This is a genomic window from uncultured Sphingomonas sp. (assembly GCF_964237335.1).
In the GTDB taxonomy this organism is placed as follows: Bacteria; Pseudomonadota; Alphaproteobacteria; order Sphingomonadales; family Sphingomonadaceae; genus Sphingomonas.
Genome location: NZ_CAXSHM010000058.1, coordinates 1 through 10,223, shown reverse-complemented (window position 1 = coordinate 10,223; position 10,223 = coordinate 1). Strand labels below are relative to the sequence as shown.

The 10,223-nt window shown below is 65.0% G+C and carries 16 protein-coding genes and 1 pseudogene; 4 read left to right on the top strand and 13 right to left on the bottom strand.

The window, feature by feature from the left end; translation table 11 throughout:
• Positions 1 to 53 precede the first annotated feature (53 nt).
• The 8 genes and pseudogenes from ACFE65_RS16635 to ACFE65_RS16600 all read right to left on the bottom strand — a co-directional run.
• Positions 54 to 419 (bottom strand): annotated as a pseudogene (locus ACFE65_RS16635) (DUF2840 domain-containing protein); the annotation flags it as partial.
• Complete coding sequence (locus tag ACFE65_RS16630; RefSeq protein ID WP_375383481.1) at positions 416 to 670, bottom strand: hypothetical protein; 255 nt, start codon at positions 668 to 670, stop codon at positions 416 to 418. The gene ACFE65_RS16630 and the pseudogene ACFE65_RS16635, both read right to left, overlap by 4 nt.
• Positions 667 to 1,305, bottom strand: a complete 639-nt coding sequence (gene parA / locus ACFE65_RS16625) for a ParA family partition ATPase (RefSeq protein ID WP_375383480.1) — start codon at positions 1,303 to 1,305, stop codon at positions 667 to 669. Before parA ends, ACFE65_RS16630 begins: the two co-directional genes overlap by 4 nt.
• Positions 1,302 to 2,351: a replication initiator protein A gene (locus tag ACFE65_RS16620; protein WP_375383479.1), complete on the bottom strand. Its 1,050-nt coding sequence runs from the start codon at positions 2,349 to 2,351 to the stop codon at positions 1,302 to 1,304. Before ACFE65_RS16620 ends, parA begins: the two co-directional genes overlap by 4 nt.
• A 46-nt stretch (positions 2,352 to 2,397) precedes the next feature.
• Entirely contained in the window at positions 2,398 to 2,682 is a 285-nt protein-coding gene (locus tag ACFE65_RS16615) for a helix-turn-helix transcriptional regulator (protein ID WP_375383478.1), read from the bottom strand.
• Positions 2,683 to 2,811: 129 nt separating this feature from the next.
• On the bottom strand, positions 2,812 to 3,333 hold the full coding sequence (locus tag ACFE65_RS16610; protein WP_375383477.1) for a DUF2285 domain-containing protein: 522 nt from the start codon (positions 3,331 to 3,333) through the stop codon (positions 2,812 to 2,814).
• Complete coding sequence (locus tag ACFE65_RS16605; protein ID WP_375383476.1) at positions 3,245 to 3,589, bottom strand: transcriptional regulator domain-containing protein; 345 nt, start codon at positions 3,587 to 3,589, stop codon at positions 3,245 to 3,247. The genes ACFE65_RS16610 and ACFE65_RS16605 overlap by 89 nt, the downstream gene beginning before the upstream one ends.
• A 122-nt stretch (positions 3,590 to 3,711) precedes the next feature.
• Positions 3,712 to 3,984: a DUF2285 domain-containing protein gene (locus ACFE65_RS16600; protein ID WP_375383475.1), complete on the bottom strand. Its 273-nt coding sequence runs from the start codon at positions 3,982 to 3,984 to the stop codon at positions 3,712 to 3,714.
• Between the two features lie 145 nt (positions 3,985 to 4,129).
• Between ACFE65_RS16600 and ACFE65_RS16595 the strand changes: the two genes are divergently transcribed.
• On the top strand, positions 4,130 to 4,420 hold the full coding sequence (locus ACFE65_RS16595) for a helix-turn-helix domain-containing protein (protein WP_375383474.1): 291 nt from the start codon (positions 4,130 to 4,132) through the stop codon (positions 4,418 to 4,420).
• Between the two features lie 103 nt (positions 4,421 to 4,523).
• Here the strand turns inward: ACFE65_RS16595 and ACFE65_RS16590 are convergent, their stop codons facing one another.
• The gene (locus tag ACFE65_RS16590; protein ID WP_375383473.1) at positions 4,524 to 4,847 is read right to left on the bottom strand and encodes a DUF736 domain-containing protein; all 324 of its coding nucleotides are present in this window, start codon (positions 4,845 to 4,847) and stop codon (positions 4,524 to 4,526) included.
• Here ACFE65_RS16590 and ACFE65_RS16585 point away from each other — a divergent pair.
• Positions 4,846 to 5,004: a hypothetical protein gene (locus ACFE65_RS16585; protein ID WP_375383472.1), complete on the top strand. Its 159-nt coding sequence runs from the start codon at positions 4,846 to 4,848 to the stop codon at positions 5,002 to 5,004. The genes ACFE65_RS16590 and ACFE65_RS16585 overlap by 2 nt on opposite strands.
• 479 nt (positions 5,005 to 5,483) lie before the next feature.
• Here ACFE65_RS16585 and ACFE65_RS16580 read toward each other — a convergent pair whose 3' ends face one another.
• The 4 genes from ACFE65_RS16580 to ACFE65_RS16565 form a co-directional block, all read right to left on the bottom strand.
• A complete protein-coding gene (locus ACFE65_RS16580; protein WP_375383471.1) occupies positions 5,484 to 6,122 on the bottom strand; it encodes a hypothetical protein in 639 nt (212 codons plus the stop codon).
• Positions 6,076 to 6,237 carry a hypothetical protein gene (locus ACFE65_RS16575; RefSeq protein WP_375383470.1) on the bottom strand — a complete coding sequence of 54 codons (162 nt, stop codon included), beginning with the start codon at positions 6,235 to 6,237 and terminating at the stop codon, positions 6,076 to 6,078. The genes ACFE65_RS16580 and ACFE65_RS16575 overlap by 47 nt, the downstream gene beginning before the upstream one ends.
• 387 nt (positions 6,238 to 6,624) lie before the next feature.
• Complete coding sequence (locus ACFE65_RS16570) at positions 6,625 to 7,392, bottom strand: Crp/Fnr family transcriptional regulator (protein ID WP_375383469.1); 768 nt, start codon at positions 7,390 to 7,392, stop codon at positions 6,625 to 6,627.
• Between the two features lie 151 nt (positions 7,393 to 7,543).
• Positions 7,544 to 8,476, bottom strand: a complete 933-nt coding sequence (locus tag ACFE65_RS16565) for a Crp/Fnr family transcriptional regulator (protein WP_375383468.1) — start codon at positions 8,474 to 8,476, stop codon at positions 7,544 to 7,546.
• 347 nt (positions 8,477 to 8,823) lie between these two features.
• On the opposite strand from ACFE65_RS16565, the gene ACFE65_RS16560 reads away from it, so the two are divergent.
• Positions 8,824 to 9,609 (top strand): Crp/Fnr family transcriptional regulator, encoded by a 786-nt coding sequence (locus ACFE65_RS16560; RefSeq protein WP_375383467.1) that lies wholly within the window; start codon positions 8,824 to 8,826, stop codon positions 9,607 to 9,609.
• A gap of 13 nt (positions 9,610 to 9,622) precedes the next feature.
• On the top strand, positions 9,623 to 10,223 hold a 601-nt coding region (locus tag ACFE65_RS16555), incomplete at its 3' end, for a sensor histidine kinase (RefSeq protein WP_375383466.1).

Sequence of the window (10,223 nt, the reverse complement as noted above, 5' to 3'; positions counted from 1 at the left end):
TCTCGGTGGAAATCTATGCCTTCTCCGGGTCAGCTCTCAGTGGAAATCAACAGCCAGTGATCCGGGCAGGCGTCCTCGGCGCGCAGATCGAGCGCTTCGACTTGGTCGATGGCCGCGAGCACCTGCTCAACCTTCGGCCAGCCGGAGATGCGCAGCAGGATCTCCGCGCCTGGCAGGACGAACGGCACGGTCGAGAGCGACTGGCCGGGATCGACGGCGCGGAGCACGTCGATCCGGCTGACGATGGTGCCGTAGTCGTTGGAGGCCCAGCGGACGAACGCGAACACCGCGCCCGGGGCGAATGCTAGAACGCGGCGACGACGATCGAGGATGCGTTCCTGCGTCTCACGACCGAAACGTATCCATCGCTCGATCTTGCCTTCGAGGTGGATCAGCTCGACTTCGGTGAGCGCGGTCACGGCACGGGTCCATGGTCAGCGTCACTATCGCCGAACTCGCGCTCAAGCAGCGTCCGCAGCATCTCTGCGACGGTGATGCCGCGCTCGAAGGCCGTGATCTTGATCCGGCCGCGCAGCACCGGGGTCACGTCGATCGTCAGCCGGGCGCTGTACTCGACGGGGGAAGCCCCACTGGCGCCGGGCTCGCGCACCCAAGCGTCGGCCGCGCCGGGTCGCGCCGCGAAGCGCGAGGTTGGACGCGGCCGGCTCATGGTGCGAGGCCCTCGATTTCGGCGGCGAGAGCGGCGATCTCGGCGGCCGCGAGGCAGCCCGGATCGAGCTCCTCGGCAAGGCGACCGGTGCGCGCGGCGTCGGCGAAGATGACGCGCTGCCCAATGCGGGCGCCGAGCACGGGCGGGTCGTGCTCGGCCAACGCCTCCGCGATCTCGCGCGCGATGACGGTGCGGGCCGCGCAGCGGTTCAGCACCATGCGCGCGGGCAAGCCGGGCCGGAACACGCGTGCCTCGTCGAGCAGGCGGAGCATCTCCGCCGACGCCCAGCCGTCCAGCGGCGACGGCGTGGCGGGGATCAACACCAGATCGGCGGCGAGCAAAGCGGAGCGCGCGACGCCGGCGATCCGCGGCGCGCCGTCGACGATCACATGATCGGCGTCAGCGGCGATCGCCGGTAGCTCGCGATGCAGCGTTTCACGCGGCAAACCGAGGACACCGAACAGCCGTGCCACGCCCTCGCGGGCGCGCTGCTCGGACCAGTCGAGCGCCGACCCTTGCGGGTCCGCATCGACCACCACCACGCGCTTCCCCTTCCCGGCCCATCGCCCGGCGAGGTGCAGCGCCAGCGTGGTCTTGCCGACGCCGCCCTTCTGATTGACGAGCGCGACGATCATGGCCGTCGCCCTGCTGGCAAGACCGAGTTATCCACGGTCTCGCGCGCCCGCGCATCTTTAGAGTTAGATTCAGTTACAGAGTTAAGGGCTTTGAGGCTGAACGTAAGCTGCTGATTAACGACGGATTTTGCCCCATCCGTATTTACGGCTTGCGCCCGAAGTCCCGATGATCGTGCGCCTGAAGTCCCGATACGGCTGCGCCCGAAGTCCCGATAGGCTGGCGAGCCCGAGCGTGAGTTATCCACTAGCTCGGACGGCCCGTTCGGGCGCATGACGATGAACTCGCCAAGAAGGCCGGTCGCGTCGAACAGACGTTCGATCTCAAGCCGATAACCGGGGAGAGGCTGGCGCGCGGCGATCCGCCGGATGTCCAGCGCGAAGTCGGTGAACCGTGCGGTGGAAGCGCTCTTGGTATGCAGATGGCGGAGATCGAAACGCCAGCCTTCTACCTGCCGCCCGGCGTGCTTGCGGGCGACGCGGTAGAGCCAGCGCTCGATGCCGCCGGTCAGGGCAAAGTAGCCATGATCGATGGTCAGCACGAGCCGGCGATCAAGGACGCCTTGGTAGAACCAGTCGGGAAGCACGAACTCCATGCCCTCGACGCGCCCGGCGTGGGTGACGAGTTCCTCCCACTCGTTGATCCAGGAGAACTGCTGCCGTCGCCATTGTTCGCCCTGGCGGATGGTGGTGCGGATCACGGTCGATTGCAGGCGCGTGAGCGCGCCGCGCAGGAGCTGATACTCGCGATTGCCTGTCGCGCGTCCGATCGCGGTCAGGAGCTGGTAGGGAGTGAAGCGAAAGAAGCGCGAGGTCGGCAGGCCGCGATCGAGCGCCTCGACGATCTGCGACCCAGCCCAGATCAGGATGTCCGCGTCCCAGATCGTCGCCATGCCATGTTCCGCAACGGCGTAGACCTGCACTTCCGTATTTCCGGTTTGGTAGGCGATCGGGGTCACGCGCTTCGCCTTGGCGAGGGAGAAGAACGGGCGTTCCATGAGGTCGCGCTGGTCGCGGGCGGCGATCGGACCGCTCAGCGCCTCGAACACGTCGAGGGACGTACGCTCGGTCGACTTGGGTTGGCGCCGCACGACGTCAGCGATGTGGCTGGCCGGCGTAGCGCGCCAGCGGAGCCGCGTGCGGCTTCGCTGGCGAGACGCTCTGGCCGGTCTCGTCCGAGGTGGACGCTTTGGCGCCGCGATTGACCCAGGCTTGAAGGTCGTCGATCCGATAGACCACGCGGCCCCCGAGCTTCGAGTAGAGCGGGCCCGTGCCGTAGGTGCGATGCTTCTCGAGGGTCCGACCGGACAGACCGAGGAAGCGCGCCGCCTCGGGCGTGCGCAGATAGCGTGGCGGGAAACCGGCGAGCGGGTCGGGCATAGGGATAGCTCCGGATGTGATCGGCCGCTGCCGGCTAGAGGCGGCGGTCGCGGAGCATCGTGGCGAAGGACCCCCGGCGGGATGGATGACGAAGTTAACTCCGGGTCGGCGTCATCCCCCGAGGAGCCTTTACGGGCGGCGGCGCCTCTTCGGCTGCCGCCGCTCCGGGCGCAGGAGGTCGAGATAGCCGCTCTGCATGAGGTCGAGACCGTAGCGAACGAGGCGGATGACCTGGCCGCGCAGGCTATCGTCGCGCCACGCTGCGCCACGCGGAACCCGGTCGCCAAACAGGACTTCGGCTACGCTACGGTAATCAGCACCGCTCAGCGTACCGTCCAGGGCGCGTAAGGCGAGCCGAAGACGGCGGCGTCGATAGGCCGTAAAAGTCGATGGCGTGGCTCGGCCCTTCACCAGCAGACGATGAAGGCGCCGCGCCGTGTCGATTCGGTCCTCGAACAGTCCGTCGAGCGGAAGCACGAGCGCGAGCGCGCCAGGTGCCGCTTCACCCAAGAGGAGCGCGCGTCTTTCCGGCGGCAATGCCAGCAGGTCGAGATAGCTTCCCTCAGCCGACGTGGCGAGGAACGAAGGACTCGCCAGAGCAAGACCCGGCGCGTTGCACAAGCCGGACGGCATTGTCGTGAAGATCGCCATCCGCGGGTTGGATTGCGCGTTCCATATGACCGTCGCTTGATCTGACCGGAGGTGCGGGTCGACCGCGAAATCGCAACCCCCATTGAGAGAGCTCCGGCGGAGGATCCTCAGTTTCCGGTAAGCGACGTAGCTTCGCGAACTCGGCTGCGTAGTCCTCGTTACGGCGTAAGAACTCAAACGCGACCTGATCGGGACCCAAATCGTCGAAATACTCGTACGCCAGGCCATTCCGCCAGTCGCCGCCCGGACCGGACATGCGACGCTCCTCCTCCGACGTGCTCCTCTTGAGTCGGGGAGGTACGCCCTGAGTTAGGCTACAACATCAAGTTAACGGCGGAAGTCGCGCAGGCCGCAACACGCGGTGCAACTTGGGCAACATCAATGACTTGAACGGCAGACCAGCAGGTCGCGGTAGCCGATCCTCGTCATCCACCGCGCGCGCTCGAGATGGGCGGCGTGGATGCGTTCGCAGCGTTCAGGCTGGGCCGAGGGATCGAGACCGAGCACGACGGCGGCGGCCTCTCGCCAGTCGGCTGCATCCGCTGCCGCATCCAGAAGGCGGGCGTACGTCGTCAGATGTCGCCGGTCGTAGTCGGTGAGGTGTTCGGACGTGGGCGGCGCTTCATCAATGGCGGTCGACGTCGTTGGCACGCAACTCTCCCCGATCAGCTCCCGCCAGGATCGGGAGCGAGGCTTATGCGCACCTTGGTGTGCTTCGCAACCGGGAAGCCACCAAGTGGACGCCTCTCCCTCGATCCCTGTCGCGTATTCTAATACGTAGCAGCGGAATACGCGAGTGGTGTCCATCCTGGCGATGGACATTCGCCGACTCTTCGGGACCAATTTGCGCCGCCACCGTCTCGCGGCCGGGTTGAGCCAGGAAGCGGTCGGCGTTCGCATGGGCGCCGACCGCGCTCACATCAGCAGCATGGAACGCGGTGCGCAGAACGTGACGCTCCTGACCGTGCACGAGGTAGCCCAGGCGCTCGGAATCGAGCCGGCTGCGCTCCTCGACGCGAGCCCGCAGCCCCCGCCGCCCGAAGGCAAGGCGCCGCGGACTCCTCGCGATGCTCGACCGCGCGGATAGGAGGCAAGCCTTTTCGAAAAGCGTTCCGGGCTCGCCTCGGCTATGCCCGATAGAAGTCGCGATGCCCCGCCCGGATGGCCCGGGCGGGGATCGGCGATCCGGCTCAGTCGCCGTTGCGCTCGGGCTGGCGGGACCAGATCAGGCTGAAGCTGTCGTCGCCCTCGTCATCGAAAAGGTTGGCGTAGATGGGAGCGGTGAAGCTCGGATCGTCCAGCTTGACGCCCAGATAGTCGCGGCCCTCGTTGGAGCGCTTGGTCCAGGCGGCACCGATCTCGGCCTTGCCGACGAAAACCCGGTGGCTGGGGGCGTTATCGTTGGCGCGGTTCTCTTCGGGAACGATGCGGACGCCCTTGGCCTGGACGCTGAGAGTGGTGATCGAGCCCGTGTAATCGTTGCCGGTCTTCTTGAAGGTGCCGATGGTCGCCATGTCTGATCTCCTTTGGTGTCTCGAGCCCGCGCCCATCGCGGCCTCGATGGCGATCGAAGGGCCGGAGGCGATCGACGCCGCACCCAGCTCGCTGGGCCGCAGCGCAGCGGAGGACGGCGGCGGGCGGCTTTCTTGTCCCGCGAGGAATGCGGCGTAGCCGCAGGGGAAGAAAGTTGGCCGCCGCCGTTGCGGCTGAGGATCGAGGCTTCAGCCGGTCTTCGGCCAGATCAGGCCATCACAGAGGCGGCAGTGGGCCGCGTGCTCCCGACACCGATCCGCAGGAGGGCTGGCGCACCCAACGGTCGTTTACAAGACGGCAGCGTCACCAAGCGCGCATTCGGCTACTCTGGCGTGCAGGTAGGCGGCCAGGGTTCTCCGTGATCCACCCTGCACCGCCCCTGCACCGTTTGAGATCGGAACCGAAAAGACCTGACTTTACAGCGGATCCAGGGCGGGATTGGGTCAGTCCAGTTGGTCAGCCAGCGCTGCGTTTCGACGCACCTTGAGGACGGGACGCCACTTCACCTCTGGTCCGTCAGTGTCAGGCAAACCAGACCAGAGCATCGCTACCCTGCCGGGCCCTGCCGGCGGGGTTCGCGACGACTTGGGCCCCTTGAGCTGACCGGGCAAACAGCGTCACTTTGCCGGCAGGTAATGGTCGTTCTGCGCCACGTTAGGCGGGGACGGGAGAAGCGGCTGCGACACCCGCGCGAACGCGGTGATGCCGACAATCAGGCTTCCGAGAATGGCGAACGCCTGCCGCCACACTTCCGACGTCATGGTGATAGCTGCGATCCCGTGTGACGCGTGAAAGCCGGCGAACGCCGCCGGGGCCGCAAACAGCAGCGCGACACCGCCGCGCAGCAGCGGCGATGGTAGGAGCGTGACGGCGAGTTGGCCCGCGACCAAAGTCGCTGCGCCGGCCAAGATGCCGACAGCGAATGCGCCAACCGGACCGGCACCGGCGTGGAACGCGGCCATGCCGGCAGATACACCGGCGAAGAACGGCAAGGCGAAGACGGCGAGGTTGAACAGCAGCCAGCAGATTGCGCCAAGCGCTGCGAACGAGGCGAGAATGCCAAAGATGATCATGGCGATGGTCTCCGTTGCAATGAGGAACGGTCGCGCCTCCACCACCGCCACGGCGCGAACATCAGTATAGCCGAGGAAGCGGTTCGGCGGGAGTACGGATTTGCGCTCCCGCCGGCCTCGGCTGCGATGCACGCCGTCAAAGCCACGGGTCGTACTCGTGAAGCACGGTGGCCGGATCGCCATCGAACTCGGCGCTCGGCATGACCCCGTAGCCAGAACCTGCCTTGAAGAGGATGATGCAGACCATGAGGGTGCGGGCGAGGCTCCAGGCGTTCTTCTGGGCGAGGGAAAGCGGCATCGGACCGGCTCCTGTTCGGGAGCGGGGACCGCCCCCGCTCGACAGGCGCCCGATGTGTCCGGCGCGGGACCGCGATCACCCGGAGGCGAAGCCGGAGCGGTCGCAAGCTCTGCTTAGCGAACCCCTTGCGGGTTGATCGTAGTAGGGCCCGCGTCGGACCAAGGATCAGCGGCTGTGAGTGCGTCGGTCGCTGCGGACGGGAGCCATCGGTGATGCCCAGCGCGTCGCTCAGGCGCTGATCTCTGAGGTGGGTGGTTAGTTCTAGGTCTGCTTTGCACAGGATGGGCAGCAAGCCGCCATCCATACGGTGTCACAACCGTTCGGTTTTGACGCCGGCGAGGTGGTGATACGGTAGTAGGCTATTTTCGTTGTATGGCAGCTTCAAGCTCACTGCGGGCGTGACTCCTTGCCCTCGAACGGCAGGTCAACCGACTCCCGCCCGAGCGGACCGACCAGACGGCGATACTCGGCTTCGGGCACGCCATAGCTGTCACCCGCCAGTTCTTCGAGCTTGTCGCGATCCCGGATGATGACCCGGCCACGCTTGGAACGGATCATGCCCGCGCCCTCAAGAATATGCAGGGTGACGGTGACGCCGCTGCGATCGGCTGAGATCATCATGCCCATGAACTCGTGGGTCAGCGCGATCTCGTCGCCGTCGATTCGATCGTGGCACATCAGCAGCCAGCGGGCGAGTCGGCCTTCCACACGGTGGCTGGCATTCGTCGCCGTGCTCTGGGCGGATTGGACGAGGGTCGTCTGGACATACCGGAGCAGCATCGTGCGCAGGCTCTCGCTCTGTCTGATCGCCGCGAGGTATTGGTCCGTGTCGATGCGCAGGGCGGTCGAGCCGTCAACCTGAACGAAGCTTTCGTGCGGCGAACGATCGGTGCCGAGCAGGACGCAAGTTGCCGATACGCCTTCCCGCCCGAAGATGCCGGCTTCGGTGCGCCCGCTAGTCGCCATGTCCGAGACAATCGAAACGACGCCCCCTTCAGGGAAATAGACATGCTCGATGGGCTCGTTTGGAGTGACGATCATCTGCTCACGCGCGAGCGGTACCCGCGTCAGGTGCGGCTTCAGCAGTTCGAGATCATCGGCGGAAAGCGCGCCGAGCAGGGTATTGGGAGTGAAATGCTCATCTGGCTGCGGCATGATCGCCCTAAAACCTTGGGGCGAAAGCGAAACGCATCTTCCAGTCATCCGCGCCCTTGATGTCGGCGAACGATCTTCCGAATTATAGTCACGGCAGACCAAGCGGCCAGCCAACTTTCGGTGTGATACCCAACAGTCGCGGCCTCGCGCTTCAAAGTGGCGGGTTGGTCCGGTCTTCGAACGGGAGCACGACGGACGGCGGCCCGAACGGACCGATCAGGTGGCGATACTCGGCTTCCGGCACGCCATAGCTGTCGCCAGCTAGGTCCTCGAGCTTAGCACGATCACGGATGACGACGAGGCCCCGCGTCGAGCGGATCATGCCGGCGCCTTCGAGGATGTGGAGGGTGATGGTGACGCCGCTTCGCTCGGCGGCGATCATCATGCCCATGAACTCGTGGGTCAGCGCGATCTCGTCGCCATCGACCCGGTCGTGGCACATCAGCAGCCAGCGCGCGAGCCGGGCCTCCACTCGCTGCGTGGCATTGGTCGCCATGCTCTGCGCGGTCTGGACGAGAACGGTCTGGACGTAGCGCAGCAGCATCATGCGCAGGCTTTCGCTTTGCTGGATCGCAGCCAGATACTGATCTGTATCAATCCTAAGCGCGGTCGAGCCGTCGACCTGCACGAAGGTTTCGTGCGGGGAGCGATCGGTGCCGAGCAGGAGGCAGGTGGCCGACACTCCCTCACGGCCGAAGATGCCGGCTTCGATGCGCCCGCTCTGTGGCATGATCGATACGATCGAGACGACCCCACCCTCTGGGAAATAGACCTGCTCGACCGGTGTGTTGGGCGTTACGATCACCTGCCTGCGCGCAAGCTTCACGCGGGTCAGGTGGGGCTTGAGGAGTTCCAGATCATCCTCTGAAAGCGCGCTGAGCAGGATGTTGGGCGTGTAAGTCTGGTTTGGCTGCGACATGATCGCCCCCCGAAGTCGGGGCGAAAGCGCAATGCACTCTTTCAGCCGCTCGCGCCCTGAGTGATGGCGAGCGATAACAATCATATAGGCGTGAGCCGCCGATAACCCAAATGCCGTCTGTGGGATACCCAACACTTTGCGGCCGAGGTCCGCAATGGAAGGCACATCTTCGCCAAAAAGCCGCAGAAATCAGCCTTTTTAGCACTCACTGGCTGACCGGCTCGCATCAAACCCGCTGCGGCAACATGGGTTAAGGAATGTTGTCCGCACCACAGTTGACCGCGCCCATCTTCCCCTGAGGGAACCAGCCGATATGTATCGATGGCGAACTGATCTAGCGGAGGAAACGGTATGTTCGAGGATGACCGATCCTATTACCAGCATCGAGCCGAAGTCGAGCTTGAGTGCGCCCAAAAAGCGACGCTTCCCGAAGTGGTAAGGGCACACCACCAGCTCGCGGAGGCATATCTTGAAAGACTTGCCTTGGTTGCATCTACCCAGGCCGCAGCAGCGTGATCGAAGTTCAGCAGTCCAGGAGTTTACCGGACAATCGTATCGCACCGCGCCACGCATCGCGGTTGGAAGGCACGCGCCTTTGGACATCGCAATTCCTGTCGCGTGAGGAGAAGCACGCGCTTGAGGACAGCGTGTTGCCCGCGAAGTCCGTCAGGGCCGGCACCGATCTGGTGCGCGAGGGAGAGCGCGCCGACAGCCTGTTCATCGTCGCCGATGGCTGGGCCTGCCGCTACACCACGACAAGGGAGGGCGGCCGTCAGCTCCCCACGCTGTTGGTGCCCGGCGACATTGGCAACTTGGACTCGCTGCTATTTGACCGGCTCGATTACGGTGTGCGGACGCTCACCGACACGATGATCGTGACACTGCCGCGCGATCGGGCGCTCGCGCTCGCCGCGCAGTATCCGGGTATCGCGCGGACGTTCACCTGGCTGGCGCTGGTCGAGAACGCCACTCTCGGCAAATGGGCGCTGTCGCTTGGCCGCCGATCGGCGAAAGAGCGGCTGGCGCATCTCCTTTGTGAACTGAGCGTGCGGCTCGACGTGGAAGACGGCAACGAGAGCAGCTTTGCGTTCCCGTTGACGCAGGAACAGGTTGCCGATGCGCTCGGGCTCACCTCGGTTCACGTCAACCGGACGATGCAGCAGCTCCGCACCGACGGTGTGGTCGCGACCGAAAACCGTAGGATGGTCATTCCGAACGTGGCGCAGCTTCGCCACATCGGCGGGTTCGATCCACGCTATCTGCACATCGACCAATCCTCACAAATTAAGTTGGCATAGTCGGGAGGGCAAGGTGGCGAGCATTTCCTCCCTTCGTCAGCCGGCACAGGGCGACGACCTGTTGCTGCGCGAGACGAACCATCGGGCCAGCAACGACCTCCAGCTTGTCGTCAGCTTGCTGGGGCTTCAGAGCCGGCGTGCCGCCAGCCCCGAGGTGCGGCAGGCGCTTTCCGACGCAATGGAACGAGTCTCCATTCTGGCTCGCTCGCGAAGTGCCATGCATCGGGAGCGGCAGGTAAGCCTTGAAGCGGCCTTGCGGCAGGTGTGCGAGGCGCTGCATGCCCAGGCGGAGCCACGCGGCATCCTGATTTCCTTGCAGACCGGGCACGAGGTGCATGGTCTCTCCCCACACCAGATCACGACCCTTACGCTTGTCGTGAACGAGCTAGCGACAAATGCCATCAAACACGCCTTCGAGGAGGGCAAGGCCGGACATATCCGGGTGACGATCAGCAGGAACGGTAACCGCGATGTGACCATCATCGTCGATGACGATGGGCTTCCTTTTCCTGAAGCTGGCGACGACCGCGACGGCCTTGGGCTCGGCCTTGCCAAGCGTTTGATGGCGTCGATCGGCGGCCTGCTCATAATGCCGCCCAAGGGATTGAAGGTGT